The organism is Paraburkholderia sp. WS6, assembly GCF_030464835.1.
Classification (GTDB): domain Bacteria; phylum Pseudomonadota; class Gammaproteobacteria; order Burkholderiales; family Burkholderiaceae; genus Paraburkholderia; species Paraburkholderia madseniana.
This window is the reverse complement of sequence record NZ_JALQCK010000054.1, coordinates 44,794-63,213: the sequence shown is the minus strand read 5'-3', so window position 1 is coordinate 63,213 and position 18,420 is coordinate 44,794. Positions and strand designations below refer to the sequence as shown.

The 18,420-nt window shown below is 60.1% G+C and carries 15 protein-coding genes and 1 pseudogene; 9 read left to right on the top strand and 7 right to left on the bottom strand.

From position 1 onward, the window contains the following. Both M0D64_RS39620 and M0D64_RS39615 read left to right on the top strand, forming a co-directional pair. A partial coding sequence (locus tag M0D64_RS39620; RefSeq protein ID WP_266261656.1) for a hypothetical protein occupies positions 1–341 on the top strand: 341 nt, incomplete at its 5' end. Between the two features lie 176 nt (positions 342–517). Further along, positions 518–931, top strand: a complete 414-nt coding sequence (locus M0D64_RS39615) for a hypothetical protein (protein WP_266261655.1) — start codon at positions 518–520, stop codon at positions 929–931. Positions 932–959: 28 nt separating this feature from the next. On the opposite strand, the gene M0D64_RS39610 is transcribed toward M0D64_RS39615, so the two are convergent. Both M0D64_RS39610 and M0D64_RS39605 read right to left on the bottom strand, forming a co-directional pair. Next, the gene (locus tag M0D64_RS39610) at positions 960–2,093 is read right to left on the bottom strand and encodes an exo-alpha-sialidase (protein ID WP_266261654.1); all 1,134 of its coding nucleotides are present in this window, start codon (positions 2,091–2,093) and stop codon (positions 960–962) included. A 34-nt stretch (positions 2,094–2,127) separates the two neighbouring features. Continuing rightward, complete coding sequence (locus tag M0D64_RS39605; protein WP_154562331.1) at positions 2,128–2,397, bottom strand: MoaD/ThiS family protein; 270 nt, start codon at positions 2,395–2,397, stop codon at positions 2,128–2,130. Between the two features lie 122 nt (positions 2,398–2,519). Between M0D64_RS39605 and M0D64_RS39600 the strand changes: the two are divergent. Then, positions 2,520–2,756 (top strand): annotated as a pseudogene (locus M0D64_RS39600) (3-hydroxybutyrate oligomer hydrolase family protein); the annotation flags it as partial. Between the two features lie 106 nt (positions 2,757–2,862). Here the strand turns inward: M0D64_RS39600 and M0D64_RS39595 are convergent. Beyond that, positions 2,863–4,776 (bottom strand): SMP-30/gluconolactonase/LRE family protein, encoded by a 1,914-nt coding sequence (locus M0D64_RS39595; protein ID WP_266261653.1) that lies wholly within the window; start codon positions 4,774–4,776, stop codon positions 2,863–2,865. A gap of 1,101 nt (positions 4,777–5,877) precedes the next feature. On the opposite strand from M0D64_RS39595, the gene M0D64_RS39590 reads away from it, so the two are divergent. After that, positions 5,878–6,570, top strand: coding sequence for a CBS domain-containing protein (locus tag M0D64_RS39590; protein ID WP_266261658.1), 693 nt, complete (start codon positions 5,878–5,880; stop codon positions 6,568–6,570). 377 nt (positions 6,571–6,947) lie between these two features. Here the strand turns inward: M0D64_RS39590 and M0D64_RS39585 are convergent, their stop codons facing one another. Continuing rightward, positions 6,948–8,654 (bottom strand): 3-(methylthio)propionyl-CoA ligase, encoded by a 1,707-nt coding sequence (locus tag M0D64_RS39585; protein ID WP_266261652.1) that lies wholly within the window; start codon positions 8,652–8,654, stop codon positions 6,948–6,950. A gap of 440 nt (positions 8,655–9,094) precedes the next feature. Between M0D64_RS39585 and M0D64_RS39580 the strand changes: the two genes are divergently transcribed. Continuing rightward, positions 9,095–9,385 (top strand): hypothetical protein, encoded by a 291-nt coding sequence (locus M0D64_RS39580; RefSeq protein WP_154562303.1) that lies wholly within the window; start codon positions 9,095–9,097, stop codon positions 9,383–9,385. Between the two features lie 87 nt (positions 9,386–9,472). Here M0D64_RS39580 and M0D64_RS39575 read toward each other — a convergent pair whose 3' ends face one another. Both M0D64_RS39575 and M0D64_RS39570 read right to left on the bottom strand, forming a co-directional pair. After that, positions 9,473–10,207: a phosphatase PAP2 family protein gene (locus tag M0D64_RS39575; RefSeq protein WP_266261651.1), complete on the bottom strand. Its 735-nt coding sequence runs from the start codon at positions 10,205–10,207 to the stop codon at positions 9,473–9,475. An 823-nt stretch (positions 10,208–11,030) separates the two neighbouring features. Further along, positions 11,031–11,606 (bottom strand): TetR/AcrR family transcriptional regulator, encoded by a 576-nt coding sequence (locus tag M0D64_RS39570; RefSeq protein WP_035538937.1) that lies wholly within the window; start codon positions 11,604–11,606, stop codon positions 11,031–11,033. Between the two features lie 130 nt (positions 11,607–11,736). Here M0D64_RS39570 and M0D64_RS39565 point away from each other — a divergent pair, with 130 nt between their 5' ends. The 4 genes from M0D64_RS39565 (at position 11,737) to M0D64_RS39550 (ending at position 16,242) form a co-directional block, all read left to right on the top strand. Next, positions 11,737–12,471 (top strand): SDR family NAD(P)-dependent oxidoreductase, encoded by a 735-nt coding sequence (locus M0D64_RS39565; RefSeq protein WP_007588950.1) that lies wholly within the window; start codon positions 11,737–11,739, stop codon positions 12,469–12,471. A gap of 102 nt (positions 12,472–12,573) precedes the next feature. After that, a complete protein-coding gene (locus M0D64_RS39560; RefSeq protein WP_154562299.1) occupies positions 12,574–13,173 on the top strand; it encodes an NADPH-dependent F420 reductase in 600 nt (199 codons plus the stop codon). Positions 13,174–14,006: 833 nt separating this feature from the next. After that, entirely contained in the window at positions 14,007–15,695 is a 1,689-nt protein-coding gene (locus tag M0D64_RS39555) for a long-chain-fatty-acid--CoA ligase (RefSeq protein WP_266261650.1), read from the top strand. A 193-nt stretch (positions 15,696–15,888) separates the two neighbouring features. Next, positions 15,889–16,242 carry a BON domain-containing protein gene (locus tag M0D64_RS39550; RefSeq protein ID WP_266261649.1) on the top strand — a complete coding sequence of 118 codons (354 nt, stop codon included), beginning with the start codon at positions 15,889–15,891 and terminating at the stop codon, positions 16,240–16,242. A 392-nt stretch (positions 16,243–16,634) separates the two neighbouring features. On the opposite strand, the gene M0D64_RS39545 is transcribed toward M0D64_RS39550, so the two are convergent. Then, entirely contained in the window at positions 16,635–18,284 is a 1,650-nt protein-coding gene (locus M0D64_RS39545; RefSeq protein WP_266261648.1) for a PQQ-binding-like beta-propeller repeat protein, read from the bottom strand. Between the last annotated feature and the right edge of the window lie 136 nt (positions 18,285–18,420).

The window sequence follows — 18,420 nt, the reverse complement described above, 5'->3', positions numbered from 1 at the left end:
CACTTGCGTCCTCAATGTGTAGGAATCCTGCCATCACGAGCGACGAAAGACGACGTCATCGGACCATGCTTGAATTGCTTGTCGACACAGCAGAGGAATATCAGCGGGAGCTCGAGTGTGACCGTGAGCTGTATCAGGTGATCGCGCTCGATGCGAAGGGCATCCCGCAGAGCCGCATCACCGCGAGCCGTGCAGCGCGCCTTCTTGCAGAGGCATCACAAATAGCGACGAAGGCAACACCGGCAGACACGAAGCCCCGCCCTGGCAAGCAAACGTCAGCCAAATCCGCGACGAACGAAGAAGCAGACACTGCCCAACAGCCGGTTCCCGCGCAGCACTAACCATTGAGAACGTGAGCGACTTCAGTTGCTCAGATTTGTAGAATGCCTGCCCTCAGTCACGAGCATGGGCGAGCGCCACAAGCAGATGTGGGCAGGCGTCGTATAAACCTAATAACTTTCAGGCGTTCGACATCGGTGCGCAGATCATCGACAATCGATAGGAAATCTCGACGCCGTTGGCACGAACAGCGTCCGGGAAAAACCGTCAATCCTCCCCTTACGGCATGGCGCACGAATATCTCGTCATTTTCCAATACCACGAGCCTGAACCGCGTGAGCTATTTGAGCGCGGACTGATCGAAGATTACGAATCGTCATCGGGCGTATTTATCGAGGCAGGGTCGGCGGAAGAGGCCTTGATCTGGTGCGAGGTAATCGCACAGGAGCTTCTTCGACGCGTCAACGATGACAGATCGTTAGATTGGAAACGCTTGGGATATTCGTGCTGGATTGAATCCACACCAGAAGAATCCCCTTGGGGCCACTGCTTGGTTTTTTTTCAGCACGTTCGCGTCGGCGAGCTGCCGAACATCGACGCGATGAGTACTGCCGCGTACATTCGCTGGCAGGGTGGCGACGGCGCAAGTTAGCTAAAGCGAATGCGTTTGCTCGGCGCCCTCATCCAAACCGAACACAATATACCGGCGGCAAATGCGCTGAAATCAAATGCCAGCTTTCGCCGCCATCGTCGGATGTCCATAGCGCGCCAGTGGTCGACCCCATTGCGAGGCGCGTGCCGGAGTCGTCTACGGCGAGCCCGTGCCGATACACGAGGTCATAGGCCGGTGTAGGCGGCAACCCGTTCGAGAAGCGCTCGAACGTGCGGCCTCCGTCGCGTGTGCGCGTGACGACGAACTGGCCGTCTACCGGGATCCGGTACTGGTCTTTCACGGCGGGCACGAACCACGCGGTGTCCGGCTCGCGCGGGTGCACGGCAACCGCGAAGCCGAAACTCGATGGCTGCGCTTCGATCCGCTGCCAGTGGGCAGCGCCGTCGGTCGAGCGGAAGATCGCGCAGTGATGCTGCGTCCACAGCACATCGGGGTTTGCCGTGCATTGCACGACGCGGTGCGGGTCTTGCACGTTGGCATCGCCGCGCCGCTCTGGCGGCATATAGTCGGCCTCCATGCCCTCGGCACTCAGGCGCCAGGTCGCACCACTATCGGCCGTTTGCCAGACGCCGCCGCACGACACGCCGACCGTCACGTGCCGGCTGTTGCGCGGATCGACCATCACGGAATGGATGCCCGGCGCGTCGTAGCCGCCTCCGAGCCATTCGCGGCGCTCCGGGCGATCCCACAGCGCACGGTTGAGCACCCATGTGTCGCCACCATCGTCAGAACGGAAGAGCCCACCGGGGATCGTGCCGGCCCACAAGACGCCCGGCTCGTCCGGGCCGCCGGTTTCGAGCGACCAGATTTGCTGAAGCGTCCAAGGCGGCGACGGGCTGGGCGCGGCCGCGCTCGCATTGTCCGCGCCGTCACCGGTACGCGTCTCGTCAGCAGGCTGCAGCGGGTAGACGGGAACCGCGCACTCTTCCCAATCCGCCATGCCAGCGCGCCGGCGATGCAGCTTCACGCCGAAGTGGCCGAGATTGAGCGCGACATACAGCGATCCGTCGCGCGGATCAGGCAGCACCATGCTCACCGGCTCGCCGACGAAATACGGCTCACCGAGGGTCCAGCTACCCTCGTCGTCGGCTTGCAGAACGAACAGTCCCTTGCGGGTTGCAACAAGCAATCGATCGCTCATGTCGAGTGTCTCCAGGAGTACGAGTGGAACCTTCTTATCCGCCCGACAGCGCCTGTATGACGTAAACCCGGCTTTCCTCACCGAGCGCATCGGACAGATGTTGTCGGTCGCGCACCGGCCGGCCGTCGACAAACACGGCGAGATGCCTTCGCAGTGAGCCCTGATCGTCAACGATGTAGCCGCGCAGTCGAGGTTGCGCGGCGAAGACGGCCTCGAGTGCTTCGCCGAGCGTGCGCGCATCGATCTCGCGCTCGGGCGTTGCGATATGCCGTTGAATCGAAGCAGCGAAGAAGATGTGCGCCATGGCGGGGTAGCCGAACGGGAATGGCCTTGTTCGTCGATTCTGAAGTTTAGACGATCCGCGGTGTGCTTCGGAGCATCGCCATACACCAGACGAAAGGCTGCGCCTCCGAAGCGGCCGTTGACATGCGGATGGCAACCCGGAAAAAGGCAGTGCTGCTCAGCGCCGCGATAGTGAGCGCAGTACTCGTCCCTGTTGCGCGGGCCGACGATCACGACGACCGCCGCCCAGGCCCGAATGGCCTGCCGTGGTTCGTCGTGGCGGACAGCCTCAGGACGACCACCTATGACGGCATCAGCGATGACCTGCTAACCGCCGGTCTCGGCAAAACCGAACTCGCGGGCCCAGCGCCAGCTATCGCCAAGAAGGAGCGCTCCGGCCGAACGCTGCCTGTGGAAAGAAACAAGGTCAATAAGTCGACATGACGTGAGGTGCTCGCCGGGGCGTAGCCGCGACGAGCACTGTCGATCAGTGTGTCCAGCGATAGATGATGACGCTGGCCCCGTTGTAGTTGTCCTTCGTGATCACGTACTCCCCGGTCGACCGACGGTACGATCGAAGGCCGTACATCGAATCCACGTCATTGCCGACGTACACGGTGTTGGGGTTGCTGTTGATCAACGTGGTGTCCAGGCTGCCTGTGGTGAGATTGAAGGCATCGATGTTGGGCACGGTGTGTACGTATCCGACGAAGAGATAGTTGCCGGCCGCCGTGATCGACTTGGGATTGGCGCTGGTGAGGTTGATCACCGGATTGGGAGCGGTCGTGTTGCCTGCGAGCCAGCCGTGATACACCTCGATCCGCGTTCCGATCGACGTCCAGTCTGCGCTCCCGACAACTCCCTGGGCCAGGATCATCGTGTCGCTTTCCGGCAGGTAGATGATCCGCGTCAATGGCGTGATCGTGCCCGGAATGGGCGTTGCAATTCCTGCTCCCCAACTCGGCTTCCCGTTGGCATCGAAGCCGGTCAGCGGATAGTGCCAGATGGCATTCGTCTTGTCCAAACCGGCCCAGACGTCCCCTTTGCTGTCGAGGCAGAATCCGTCCCTGACCGGTGCGGTCGTATTGAACGCCGTACCCGGAAGCGTGGCATCCGGTATTGCGATGTAGCCATTCGCAGCATTGAAGTGGAAGAAGTAGAAGGTATCGGGATTCTGGCCGGACGCCACGAGGATCCGGTTGGCGCCGACAGTGGCAAGTTGACCGAAGTGCTCATCCCGTGAGCGATCGTTGATGTTGATGCGTGGATCGGATGGATAGTCGATCGGATCGACCGTGTTCGCTACGAAGGTTCCCCCAGCGGTCCCGGTGTAGATGTTGGTGCCTCCATAGAAGTAGACGCCGTCGGTAGCCGGGTCCGGAGCGGCGACCCCCTCGAAGTTCAGAGACTGAAGCTTCCATTGCAGGTGGCCAGAACTGTCGTAGGAGTGAATGTCGGTGCCGCCGTCGCGGCCGAGGTCCCAGCTTCCGCCCCACGGGTTGTTGAGCACGTACAGGTTGCCGGCGGCGTCTTTGCCGATGCCGGTGACGCGGGTAAAACGCCTGTCGCCAACCTGGCCTTTGATTCCCGTTGTCGTATCGAGATACCCCCCCTGAATGCCAAATGTACTGATCAGAAATGGAATGACCAAAGTGTTATAGATCTTGATGTTCATGTCGGGGCCCGCGTCGCCGATCATGAGAAACCCGGTCGACGAATCGAGATACAGCGAGGACGGTCGAGAGGCGACGGACATCTGGATGGTGTTCACGAGCACGCCGGCCGGATTGAATTCGAGGATCGCGCCCGCGCTCTTCTGCGCAACCCAGATGTTTCCTGCGCTGTCCACCGCGAGCGCGCCAGGGCTTGAGACGGCGATATCCTGCCGCCAGACGCCGTCGGTGGTGTAGACGCGGATGCGATTTCCAGGCGAGTCGCTCGCATAAAGGAGCGAGCCCGACGTCGCGAGTCCCGTGATTACATCAGCCCGCTGCTCAGTCGTTGTCGCGCTGACCGAGATAAGAAAGTCGCGAGTTTGAGTGGTTCGGTTGTACCGCCCGACCGTGCCGCTGCCGTAAGTGGCATTAAATTGCAGAGCGGCGAAGATCGAAGTTGCGTTACCCGTAATGGCGCTGCCCTGAAACTCGCCGTGACCTCCTATGGATCCCAGGCTTTGGCCGTTCTGGTATATCGCGACACCACCTTCGTTTTCGTCCCACATGGAAGCCGTGTAGATGACGCCCTCGGGCGCTATCCACATGGAGCGCGCGACGCTACCCACGTGGGTAGCGTTGGTCCCAAATGTGTTCGCCACCCAGTCGGTGGTGTACTGTCCGTAACACTCCGGCGCGAGCGTAGCGATCAGAAGGGCGGTGAGGAACGTGGCATAGATTCGTCTCATGATAGTGAAGCGTGCCCTCCTGAGGCACCTGAATCGGGGGATTGCGGTTTGGCCCATGCTCGCAGCGTTGACAACCTGACGGGCTTCACATGGGGACCGACTGATGGTTCCTGTGACTGCCTTCCTTGTCGTGCTGGCATGCGCGCTATGGGCCGGAAGATTCTTCGATCGGGAAGGGTCTTCTTCGAAGCGTGCCAGGCGCCGCTCGCCCGTTCGGCGAACAGCGTTTCGCAGGAAACTGCCCTTGTCCACTGGCCGCTCCAGCAAGCGTCGCGTCTGTCCAACTCGACGCTGCGTTAGAGCGGTATATCGGCGAGGCGCGGAAAAGGTTGAGCTGTTCGCATTCCCAGCATGGGCAAACGCGTTGGAGCCCAGCCCGAGCAGCGCTTTCAGCTGGTCCGCGAGGTGGATGAGCGTTCAGTCAGCCACCATCTTGGCGACGCCCGCAAGTCGACTTAATAGGGCACTCCATGAAGCAACGGCTGGGTTTTCTACGGAACCGGAGTCAGAATTCAGCTCGCTTTTGTCCGATATTTCTCTAGATGCAGCCTATGATCATTGTCGCGACGCAATCTTAATGCGCGGCTGACTCACAAAGTCGCCAATGCGCTGGCTTTCGTGAGGCTCGTCGGCACGCGTCTGCCGAGACCAGTCGGCAAATGATCGTTGGTGGAGCAATTCACTATCACAACGTCGGTCGCTGTCGCGACTGTGTTGCCTCGATCGAGTCACCGACGATATTGACTTGCATTCCCGAATAGACGGTCGTGTTGGTGGCCTCCGTCCTTTAATCGCTGCCTGCGCAAACGGCGAGCCAGACATACGCAGGGCATCGTCGGCGTGCTGTCGCTCGACGACGTAATCGACGAACTCGGCTGCGACCGGCCGCTGCTCGCGAGCATCGGCCACTTCCATCAGAACCGCGAGAGTCCGGACAGCGTGCAGTCATCGCCGCATGCGCGACACTGGAGCGAGCGGCCGTTTGTTAAGCACTGGATTCAGGCGCCTCAGCACCGCGCGGCCCGCCGCCGGTGCGTCTGCCGAAATCGCGCGACGGGTGCAACAGATGGGGACCCGTCGCGACACGCTGAGGGAGCGACCATGCGCGCACTCGACATCATGACGCCGTCCGTCGTCACCGCCACACCGGACATGACGATCCACGACGCGGCAAGACTGTTCGTCGATAATCGTATCAGCGGCATGCCGGTCGTCGACGCGAACGGACAGGTCGTCGGCATCGTCAGCCAGGGCGACCTGTTGCATCGCGTGGAGACCGGCACCTGCCGCGGAAAGCGCGCGTGGTGGCTCGAACTCCTTTTGTCGTCGCCCCGCGAGCAGGCTGCGAGGTATGTGAAGGAGCACGGGCATGTCGTCGGCGACGTCATGTGCGACCAGGTGATTTCGATTTCCGAGGACATGCTGCTCCAGCAGATCGCGGACCTCATGGAGCGCCGGCATCTCAAACGCGTGCCGGTGCTGAAGGACGGCAAGCTGGTCGGAATCGTGAGCCGCTCGAACCTGATCCGCGCACTCGCGAGCGTCGCGCTGGCCGTGGACTCGGCTTCGCACGACGATGTGAGCCTGCGCGACGCGATAGTCCTGGAAATGCACGGGCAGCCCTGGGGGTTGCCGAAACAAGGCGTCCTCGTCAAGGACGGCGTCGCGCATCTATGGGGCGTGATCGAGTCCGAGGAGGAAAAGCGCGCGATCCGCATCGCGGCCGAGGGCGTGCCCGACGTCAAGCACGTGGAGAGTCACTTGGTGTTTCCGAGCGTGATGCCGTCGCTATAGTCCGCAGGCGGTCGCAAGACGCGTGCAGGGCCGTTCGACCAGGAGCTGCGCCGGCTCGTCGACGCCGAAGGCGTGTGGGCCCATTGCATCGGGATGGCCGACGCGATGAACGGTGCGAGTTGGCCGGCCGCTCGCGACGAACTGGCCCCGCCATGTTCGGCAGAGACAGGCCTGTTTCGGTCATTCATCGGAACGCGCTCAGATAGCCGCTCATTTACTGCATGCGTTAGACCAGTATGGACGATGAAGGGAACGTCCGTTGTACTCCGAGAGCCGTCGTAATTCTGTTCCCGTTTGGAACGGCAGCTCCGGGTCGGCTACGGCCGGTTGCACCAAATGGCGGTGCGGTGGCGGTCCCTTTGACAGCCTCCTTCCGATTATTCCGCCGCAGGTTTCGACCCGGCGCCTTCCGTTGCGCGCTCGTCGGCAAGCGGACAGTTCTCAACTTCGAGCGCCGACGGCAGCAGGTGATCGCAGAACTGCTCGCGCAGCTTCTGTTTGTGCAGCTTGCCAACGGCCGTATGCGGCAATTCGTTGACGAAGACAACGTCATCTGGCATCCACCACTTCGCGACCTTGCCCTCGTAGAACGCGAGCAGTTCTTCGCGCGTGATCTCCGCGTCCATGCGTTTGACGACGACGAGCAGCGGCCGCTGCAGCCACTTCGGATGGGCGCAGGCGATGCAGGCCGCCTCTGCGATGGCCGGATGCGCGATCGCGATGTTCTCGATTTCGATCGAACTGATCCACTCGCCTCCCGACTTGATCACATCCTTGCTTCGGTCGGTGATGCGCATGAAACCGTCCCGGTCGATCGTGGCCACGTCGCCGGTCGGAAACCAGCCGTCGACGAGCGGCGAGTCATCCTGCTGGAAATACCGCTTGATCACCCACGGACCGCGCGTGCGCAGTTCGCCGAACGCGATGCCGTCCCACGGCAGATCGCGCCCATCGTCGCCGACGATCTTCATGTCCACGCCGTAGATCACGTGCCCCTGCTTTTCGCGCAGCCTGCGCTGCTCTTCCGGCGGCCGCTGTGATTGTTCCCAGTTCAGTTTTGCGACCGTGCCGAGCGGTGACATCTCGGTCATGCCCCATCCGTGAATGGCTTCGACGCCGTATTCCTCGAAGGTGCGCAGCATCGCCGGCGGGCACGCGGACCCGCCGATCACCGCGCGTTGCAGTGACGACAACCGCACGCCCGCTTCCTTCATGTAGTTGAGCAGGCCAAGCCAGACGGTTGGCACGCCGGCGGAATACGTGACGCGCTCCGCCTGCATCAGTTCGAACAGGGATTTTCCGTCGAGATCCTTGCCCGGAAGGACGAGTTTCGCGCCCGTGAGCGGCGCGGCATGCGGCATGCCCCATGCGTTCGCATGAAACATCGGCACGACGGGCAACACCGAGTCGCGCGCCGATAGACACATGGCATCCGGCAGCGAACCGGCGTACGCGTGCAGCACCGTAGAGCGATGCGAATACAGCGCGCCCTTTGGATTGCCTGTCGTGCCCGAGGTGTAACAGAGGTACGATGCATGGCGCTCGTCGAGGAGCGGCCAGTCGAATGCGCCGTCGTGCGGTTTGAGCAACGTCTCGTAGCTGATGAGCGGTATGGGCGTCTGCATCGCAGGCAGATGCGCGTCGTCGGCAAGCGCGATCCACCCACGCACCTTCGGGCAGAGGGGCGCAAGGCAATCGATCAGCTGCGCGAACGTCGTATCGAACAGCACGTAGCTGTCATCGGCGTCGTTGATGATCCATGCGATCTGCTCGGGGAAGAGCCGGGGGTTGATGGTATGGCAGACGGCCCCGAAGCCCGTCGTGCCGTAATAGGCTTCCAGATGGCGGTAACCGTTCCATGCCAGCGTGCCGATCCGTTCGCCCGGCTGCACATCCAGCGCGATAAGCGCCTGTGCCAGTTGCTTCGCGCGTTTTTCGCAGTCGCGATACGTGTAGCGATGCACGTCGCCTTCGATGCGCTTTGACACGATCTCGGTCGTGCCGAAGTGACGTGACGCATGGGCCAGCAGTGAGGAAACCGTCAGCGGCACGTCCATCATCTGTCCGAGCAGCGGTGTCGTCATAGCCGAGTCTCCCTGCTATTGTCGCGAACTCGGAATCGCGTAAGAGTGCTAGGAATATCGGACATGGCACCCGCCCGGCAGCCGAGCCTTCAGGCTATTCAACATAGTTGAGGCCTGCGAGTGTTGCAAATAGATAAGATGCATATTGCTCATGTCCCGCGTCTGTAGCACCCGCAATCCGCGCACGGAGACTAGCCACGCGCATGTCAGACCGTAGTCGGCCGATTGCGGACGTTGGCTGAAGGCACCTGGATTTTGCACCGCTTCTCATGTTTACTACGGCGGTACAGTTACTACACTTGGTATGGGTCGCGGAAGTCAGGTGCGCGGCCTTCTCAATTACTTCCACGCACTACACGCTGTCGGAAAGAGCAGTTACACGCTGCACACATTGTTCGTGCGGCATGCTCGTTTCGCTGGTCAAACAGGAGGATGCAATCATGCAAACTGTTATAAGGAGATTTTCCGGAAAGGGTGCAAAGGAGTTGTTCGATCTGCTGGAGAAGCGCACGGCTGACGTCGAAGAACTGATGCGTTCGGTCAAAGGCTTTGTCAGCTACACCCTCGCACGCAGCGGCGATGGCGGATTCTCGGTGACTGTTTGCCAGGACAAGACAGGCACTGACGAAAGCGTGCAGAAGGCGAAGGACTGGATCGCGAAAAACGCCGGAAACACGGGCGTGGGCGCGCCGGAGATATCGGAGGGATCAGTCCTCATTCACCTGAAGTAACTTTGCCTTGCGACTGGCAGCGCGTGAGTTCAGCGGGCGGATTGGGACGTGCGCCGCCGGTCTCACCATCCACTCCTCACGCTCACGCTATTGCCAGTGGTTGCCGGGCCCATAAGTTGCGGTCCCGTCCAGTCGTACTGCCTTTGAAACGGACTGCTCGAGCAAACGTATTTCCACCGACTGGGTTATCAGTTCAAAACACAAGAGAAACGCCAACGTATAACCGCCCCCGGGAAATCTCTGAATCCATCCCAGTATCGGCACCGCAAAACGCGTTCTGACGGAGTCCCGTGTCATTACGTATGTGATGATAATCCCGATCGCCGCACCCGCGAGTATGTCGGTCGGATAGTGCAAGCCGAGATAAACGCGCGGCATGCATATGAAGATCGCGGTGTACAAAAGCGCAAGCACGCCCACGCGGCGCCAGACGAGAAAAATTCCTGTCGCGACTGACATCCACAGCATCGCGTGGTCGCTCGGAAAGGAACTCCAGGTTCGCACGTCTCGCAGACTGGCGGATGGAAAGTGCAGGTGCAGCTCGGGGTTATAGATTGGCCGCACCCGAAATGGCAAATAATCGGCGAGAAGCCTGCCGATTGCGAGCGCCAGAAGGCCGCCCACAATCGTTGCAATGACCATTTCACGCTCCCATTCGCCATGCTGACTGGGTTTGAACCACATCCACCACAAAATGGGTATGAGCACGAGGCCCTTGAATGTATACAGGTCCGCGATTACCCTTATCGCGTGGTTAATCAGGTCGGAGCTAAAAGCGTTGTGCGTCAGGAAAGCTAGGATTGCTGTATCGAAACTGTTCATTCGGCATGTCCTCTTGGATTCATGGCTATAAAAATGCCTGGTTATCGGAAGCTGACGCGCGCTTTTCTCTCAACCGCGAATGAGCCAAGTATGCCACCCGGGACGTAAGGCACAAGACGAATGCAAAATAAGGGGCTTGGGGAGCAACGGCAGTGCCCCGACCTAAGGATCGGTTGAATCGCGCAGTGGGCGCAATTCACCGCGTGCGACGGCCACCGGCGCCGCGAACGAGTAGCGTACGAGCATGTTGACTTCGCGAGCGCGAAGTTAGAATGGCGCATGCAAGACATTGGGGCAAGCATCAATCGTTATCAGAAGTACGGGCGCTACTCGCCCATGATTGCGCTGATACGCCTCGCTGTAGACAGCATGCACCCGTTCGCAAGGGAGGCCGAGGCGCTCATGGCAGGGTACAGTGCAGCGGGTAGCGGATGACACGCTCGTCCCGTGAATGTACTAAAGGACGATGATTTCAAGCGATCCGTGGGTAGCTTCAGAAGCGGGTCGGGTTACCTTGAATCAATGTCCGCTTCGTAGAACGGTGAACGTCGGCTCAGGGTCGATGACGGTCTGACGCGAGTCGATCTCTGGCGATTACCCTATGCAATCAGGATCGGACCGTGATTGGCCATGTGCGGTCGCTGGGTAGTGCGACAGCTCAGCCGCTCCAACGTCTTATCGCCTTCGTCAACAGCCGCTCAAAACTCCCGACACGATCAGTTGCATTCGTCACCTTTGCCAAGACTTTTGCGCATAGTGTCGCCGGCGTCGGTCATAGAGGACGCCATCCGACGCAATGCAGACAACAATTCGTTGGACTCGGTTACGTTGCCTTCTTGATATCGTTGCCAGGCCGATTTGTCAGGATGGCGCTCGTAATAACGTGAAAGAGATGATCCCCCCGTGGCGCGAATCCGGGCTGGCCGACGAGCCAGCCGAGCGCCGACATCAGGGCGAACAGGTCGACCCCATCAATATCGGCGCGCGCCGTCCCCTCGGCTTGAGCGCGGAGCAGTAGTCGCGCGCCCGCCGAACGCAGCGCTGTGCTCGAAGCATGAAGCGCGGAGTCCGGGTCCGCGTGCGCGGTCGCAAACAAGGCGCAAATACCGCTATAGCTGCGAACGAATGCCACCCCATCGCGAAACCAGGACACCAGCGCTTCGTCAGGTGGATTCGACGTTTCGAGTTCGGCCGCCTGCTGTATCAGTTCGTCCACGTTCATGCGCAGCAACGCTTCGAACAAGGCTTCTCGTGTCGGGAAATGGCGAAATAGTGTCGCCAACCCGACGTCGGCCCGGCGGGCGATATCTCGCATGGACGCCTCGGCACCATGCTCGGTGACGACGTCACGCGCGACTGCAAGGAGATGGTCGTAATTCTTTCTGGCGTCAGCTCGCATAAATTGCCTTGACAAACGGATCAGTGATCCGAATATAATGAACCTGTATCCGGATCAGTGATCCACAAGATACAGCACATTTGTGCAGATGGGAACAGAGGCGCAGTACGACACCACGAAAGGAGATGTCATGGGAAAGCTTGAGGGTAAGGTTGCAGTCATCACGGGTGGATCGAGCGGCATGGCGCTGGCGAGCGCCAAGCGGTTCGTTGAAGAAGGCGCCTATGTTTTCATCACGGGCCGGAGGCAGGAGGCGCTCGACGAGGCCGTCAAGCTGATTGGCCGGAACGTGACCGGCGTGCGCGGCGACGGGGCCAATCTAGACGACCTCGACCGCCTGTTCGATACAGTCAAGCGGGAAAAGGGCAAGATCGACATCCTGTTCGCGAGCGCAGGCACGGGCGAAGCCGTCCCTCTGGGCGAGATTACCGAGCAGCACTTCGATGCGACCTTCGGTCTGAATACGCGCGGAACGCTGTTTACGGTTCAGAAGGCGTTGCCGCTGTTCAACGATGGCGGATCGATCTTCATGACCGGGTCAGTTGCGTCGGTGAAAGGTTTTCCTGGTTATGGCGTGTATTCGGCGAGCAAGGCGGCGTTGCGCTCATTCGCACGCACTTGGCTTAACGAACTGAAGGGCAGGAATATCCGGGTGAACGTGCTGAGCCCGGGGCCGATCGCCACGCCGATGCAGGACCAGGTTCTCACCGAGGAGGCGAAGCGGATGTTCGAATCCCTGATCCCGCGGGGAAAGATGGGTCGTCCTGAGGAAATTGCGACGGTCGCGCTGTTTCTTGCTTCAGACGATTCGAGCTTCGTGAATGGGGTGGAGTTGTCTGTCGACGGCGGCTTCTCGGCCATCTGAAATCGCGCCGAAAGCGTGTAGAAGGATCTTTCAACTCGACGAAGGTGATCTGATTTATGTCGATAAATACGGATTCCTTACAATACTGAATGGAGAGTTCGCATGAACTATTCGATTATTGGCTTTGGCGCGGTAGGCCAGGCGCTCGCCCGAGCGTTTGCAAGAAAGAACATCGATGTGACCGTCGCCAGCCGGCGCCCTCCCGAGACGTTGATGCAACAGGCACGAGCGATCGGCCCCACCGTTGTCCCCGGGACGCTGCAGGATGCAATCGCGTCCGACACGATCTTTCTGGCGGTTCCGTTTTGGGAACACCGCGAAGTCGCGAAGCAGATCACAACCTGGCAGGGCAAGACGATCATCGACACGACAAATGCTTTTGGTGTTCCCGTTGAAGACCTGGAGGGTCAGCCGCCGGCCGCGGTTGTCGCCAAGGCGTTTACCGGCGCCAGGTTCGTAAAGGGCTTTAACCATCTGCCTGCTGCCGCCCTGGCCGCTGATCCGAGCGTGAATGGCGGAAGCCGCGTCGTTTTTTTGTCGAGCGATGACGAAAATGCGGTGGCACCGGTCGCTGCTTTGGCCGAACAACTCGGTTTCGCGCCGATTGCGCTAGGACCGCTCAAGGATGGCGGCTTGCTTGTCCAAGGCAGGGGGAATACCTGGGGTCAACTGATCTTCAAGGATCTCGTCAAGTTCAAATAGCGGCGCCTCACGACGAAGTCACAGCGGCCACGCACATCGCTAAACGCTTGCTGGTGATTTGACCGAGATTCCGTTGGCGCTTCTGAGCGAGTGCATGATGGCCGCTCGCGACCCGTCGGCCGCGAGCGCCCGTACTGCAGACGTGATGCGGACGGATGTCCGTTCGGAATTGGAAAGCGGCCGTTGCCAACACGGCGACCCGAATGACGGCTCGGGGTCGACTTGAGCCGGATGCAGCGCGATCAAAACCCGGCCCGCCACTGCGGTTCAGCATCGGACCGCGCTCGGCCAGCTTCGGCCGTTCGCGCGCGCCCTCAGCTGGACATTCGAACGTCAGCTTCGCATTAGATATGCGGACTCGACTACCTCCTTTTTTGTTCTGAGCTGATCAGCACGCACGCCTGAACTTTCATTCGTCTGATGACAGCATTGCTGATCGTCGTTTCCTCCTGATACTGCTACCTTCTGGAAGTCCCGCCACAGCTGCGGCATGCGTGCAATGCACGGTCGATCCGGAGCAGAGGGCACGTCTCCACACAGCTACTGCATCGTAAAGGCACCCATTAAACAGCTACGGAAAGCCCCGGGCGTCGCTGTAGCGCTGCTCCGTGCGATACCTCCTCCCACACTGAAGGCGCTCGCAAGACAGCCGTCGACATTGTGCCGCATGGTCACTGGCGTACTAAGCTTAAGACGGACTCGAACGCACAAATGAAGCTCTATAACGCCTTTGGCATTCCCAGTCGCACATAACGAATGCCACGGCAAAGGTGCCGACTCAACGGCATCAACCATTGAAGGCAACAGGAGCGCCCCTTTTAAAGGAGGGAAACTTGAACTATTCGCCATACTGGCCCGACAGCCTTGCGCATCACCTGCCATTGCCGCAGCCTTCACTGTACGAAAACCTCGAAACCTCTGCCGGCCGATATCCCAGGAAGACGGCGCTTCACTACTACGGCGGGGCGTTGAGTTACGCGCAATTGCGGCAAGAAGTAGAGGCGCTGGCAGGCTTTCTGCAGCGTCAATGCGGCATCGCGCGTGGCGATCGCGTCGCGCTGTATATGCAGAACAGCCCGCAATATGTCATCGGCTACTACGCAATCTTGCGAGCCAATGCAGTGGTGGTGCCCGTGAATCCGATGAACAATACTGCCGAACTTCGGCACATCATTGAGGACTGCGGTGCCAAGGTCGCTCTGCTGGGTGATGAGCCCTACGAGAATGCCCGGCCCCTTCTCGGCGACGCGATCAGCCATGTGATCGTGGCGCGCTATGCCGACTATCTTTCTGACAGCACCAACCTGCCGCTGCCGGCTGTGCTGACTGAGGCCGTCCCCGAGCTCGATGTCCACCCCGAGTTCTCCGTAGCTATCGCGCCGAGAGCCGTGCGCTGGCGTGCCGCACTTGCGGCCGCTCAGCAGCCGTCGCCGTACGTCGCATCGCCCGAGGACCTCGCGGTAATCCCCTACACGTCGGGCACCACCGCTGCCCCGAAAGGATGCATGCATACGCATCGAAGCGCAAATCATGTTGTCGCCGCGTCTGCGCAATGGTGTGGTCTGTCGCAGGACTCAGTCATCTTATGCTCGATGCCGATGTTTCATGTCAGCGGGATGCAACACACCATGAATTTGGCGCTCTTCCTCGGGGCGGCCATGGTCGTGATGACACGTTGGGACAGTCACTGTGCCGCGCAATTGATTGAGCGCTACCGCATAAGTTATTGGAGCGCCATTTCGACGATGATGATTGACTTTATGAGCGTGCCCGATCTCGACCGTTTCGACCTGAGCTCCATCGAGATCGTGGGTGGCGGTGGCGCCGCAATGCCGAGGGCACTGGCGCAGCGCATGGCAGCACGTTTGGCCGTTCCCTATGTGGAGGGCTATGGGTTGTCCGAGACAATTGGTGCAACCCATCTCAACCCTCCGCAGCGCTGCAAGCAGCAGTGTTTGGGCATACCGATTCAGGACACGGAATCGATTGTGGTCGATCCCACAACGTTCGAGGTCCTCGATCCGGGTGTAACGGGTGAAATTCTTGTCGGCGGACCGCAGGTGTTCACGGGCTATTGGGGACGTCCTGAGGCCACGCGCGACGCCTTCGTCGAGGTTGCCGGGATACGTTATCTGCGCACTGGTGACCTCGGCTATATCGACGAGGACGGATATTTTTTTTTCGTCGACCGGCTAAAGCGAATGATTAATGTGTCCGGTTATAAGGTATGGCCTGCGGAAGTCGAGACTTTGCTGTTTGGACACCCTGCGATTCAGGACGCATGTGTCGTTGCAGCACGCGATGCGCGCAAGGGTGAGATCGTGAAGGCATTCGTGGTTCTACGCGCCGGCGCCGATGTATCAGCAAAGCAGATCATTGAATGGGCACACGAGCATATGGCGTCGTACAAGGTGCCCCAGATCGTCGAATTCGTTCTGGGGCTGCCCCGAACGGGCAGCGGAAAGGTTCAATGGCGGCTGCTGCAGGATCGGGAAAATTCGTCCCCCTTACTCGCCAGCTAACGTGACCAGGCGGAGGGCCGTTGTACCTTGAATGCTGCCGTTTATGTTGCGGCGTGTCGAACGGCCGAACCGGGTCGATACAAGGCCGAGCGCGCAGCAAACCGCTACCCATGTGCGTGAATGCATGTAAAGCGGCGGTACGTCGGGATCCTGGAGAGGGTCTTCCGTTAGGTGATTGATACTGGAGCAGCCAATGAACGCAATCAGAACACTCAAGCTCGCTGGTGCTGTATTGATTGTTGTCGCTTCCGTCAATGCGTGGGCACAGGAAAGCGAATCGTCTGCCATATCGGCGGCAACGCAAGGGACGTCGAAATCCGCCGTCAGAAAGGCGAATCGGGCATTAAGCAGAAAAGTGGTTCAGGCGCTTTCGAAGGGCGGTGTCGATACCACGGGCATCAATGTACTCGTAAAAGGTGGTGCAGTAACGCTAGCTGGAAGCGTCACCGATCCGGCACTGATCGACAAGGCGGCCTCGATAGCGAAAGGCGTTTCTGGCGTTACGTCCGTGAAGAATGCTCTGACGATTCGCGAAGGTGGGCCGTAATACCGCCCACGTGCCAATAGCTGCGACTCAGCACACCGGCAACAGACTGATCGTCAGTGTCATTCCTGCTTCGATTTCGGTTGTTGGGGTTGCTGTCGAGGCTCAGATCCGCGTTGTGTCGGCGCCCTCGTACATGCGTCCGGGGGCATTACGTAGGGCACGTCGTCGCAGCAGCACTTATACACCGGAAACCCGTGCGCGTTCGTGCGGATGATGGTCGTTGGCCCGTGCAGCGGGCACACCGCTTTCATGGTGTCTCCTGAGACTCATAAGTCAACTGGTCCTATCGTACACGCAGCTCGCCGGTCCGGTATGGTCCGATGCTGGCGAGCGCTATTGCAACAGTTTTGACCGACCGACGGGGTGCGTTAAGGGTTATTCGATGCCGTGTGCTACAGACCGAAGGCACGCAGTATGTGGTCGAGGCCCGCCACGAAAAGCTGCCCGTTCACGACCGTGGGCGACGTGAGGACGCCGCCCGCGGGCCGCTCAGCGACCGGAAGGTTATCGGTGCTCCAGAGTATCTGTCCGCTTTTTGCGTTCACCGCATACACCTGGCTGGCGATGCCGTCGGCGTAGTACACCACCCCGTTGGCGACGATGGGAGGGATGGACGGATTGTCGGAGATCGTGTTTTTGCCGACCGGTTGCTGCCAGGCAAGGCTGACGGTACACGTGCTGTTGAAGGCCAGCGCGAGAAGCCCGTGCTTGTTGAAGCCGGTCGGCGAATCGGAGGGCGACCCGATGTATAGCTGTTTCAGTACCGGATCAAATGCAGGCAGACCGATGTTGGTTCCGGCATCCCTGGGCTGACTGATATCCAGTGTCTGAACGGGGCCGGACGGAATGGTGGCCTGGTTATAGAGGAACAGTTCGCCGGTCTTCTGGAACGCTGCCAGCATCGTTGGGCAACTACGCGGCTGGAACAGCGGTGCCGTCGCACCGAAGTCGGCGTCTTTGGTAGCCGGCGGCATCGGTGCGTTTGACGCAGTCACAGCGAGGCTGCTGGTGAGCTTGACGACGTGTTCTGCAAACGCGGTATTTTGCGGATTGGCGAACGCGTTGCCCGTCAGGGCGTACACCGCTGACCCGCCACGCACGACCGAGACGCCCCCAAACCCCCAGATACCACCGCCATTCGGTCCGGTTGCACCGTCCGGGTACCATTGCTGCAGGATCGCCCCGCTGGTAACCGAGACTTGCGCGGCTTTTCCATGGTACGGCGTGAAATCGCAGGCACTGGCCGTCGTGACGTATAGCGACGTGCCGCTAAGCGTCGGGCCGCCGAAGACAAAGGTCCTTGACACATCGGCCTTATCCGGGATCAAGACGTGCAATGCCGGAAGGTCGGCGCCGGTTGCCAGGTCATACGCGTGTAGAAACCCGTCCCCGCTCACGATGTACAGCCGGTTCCGGGTACGGTCGATGGCAGGCGTCCCGATGTACCCGATGTTGCCACCTGACATGTTGAAGTCGGCGCAGGTGGTATGCGCGGGCGTGACCTTTTGTTGCCAGATGACGGCACCGGTGGAAGCGTTAAGCGCGAACAGGCTCCCCTGGAGGGTCGCGGCATAGACGACATCAGTCAGCGTGCCGTTGATGTTCACGCCCGCCGCCAGCGTCGGCTGGGTCAGGATGGGGCCGCCCAGATCCTTCGTCCAGTGAGTGTGCAAACTCGCCACGGTGGACGTCGTCAACACCGTCTCCACCGGGTTATTTCCGGTCCGCTGCGCGTTCATGCCGAACGTGGGCCAGTCGGTCGCGGTGAAGGATGGGGCGAGGGCGGCGCCAGGTGTCAGTGCGCGTGTCGCGGCACTAACAGCCGCAGAAGCGAGGTCCGGAGGATCCTCCGCTGGCTCCGACCCGTCTGCAACGTTGTCCGGATCGACGCCACTTAGCGGCTGCCGCTGGCTCACGGCCGAAGCATCGGGGGGCGCAGTCGCTTGCGACGTTTGCGCCTGCGCACTCGAGCCGCCGGCAACAGCGAGCATCACAGCGGCGACCAGTGTAAGGGGTTTGAGGGCGGGGCGGGCGTTCGTCATTAAGACACCTCCTGCACGTCGACTAAAAATGAATGGCTGGTAGGGAAACGTAATAGGTCGAAAATGTGACTGTATGGTGATTGTTCATAGCGCAAAGCATAGTCCTTCCGGAAGGACTCCATTAAGAATGCATCCG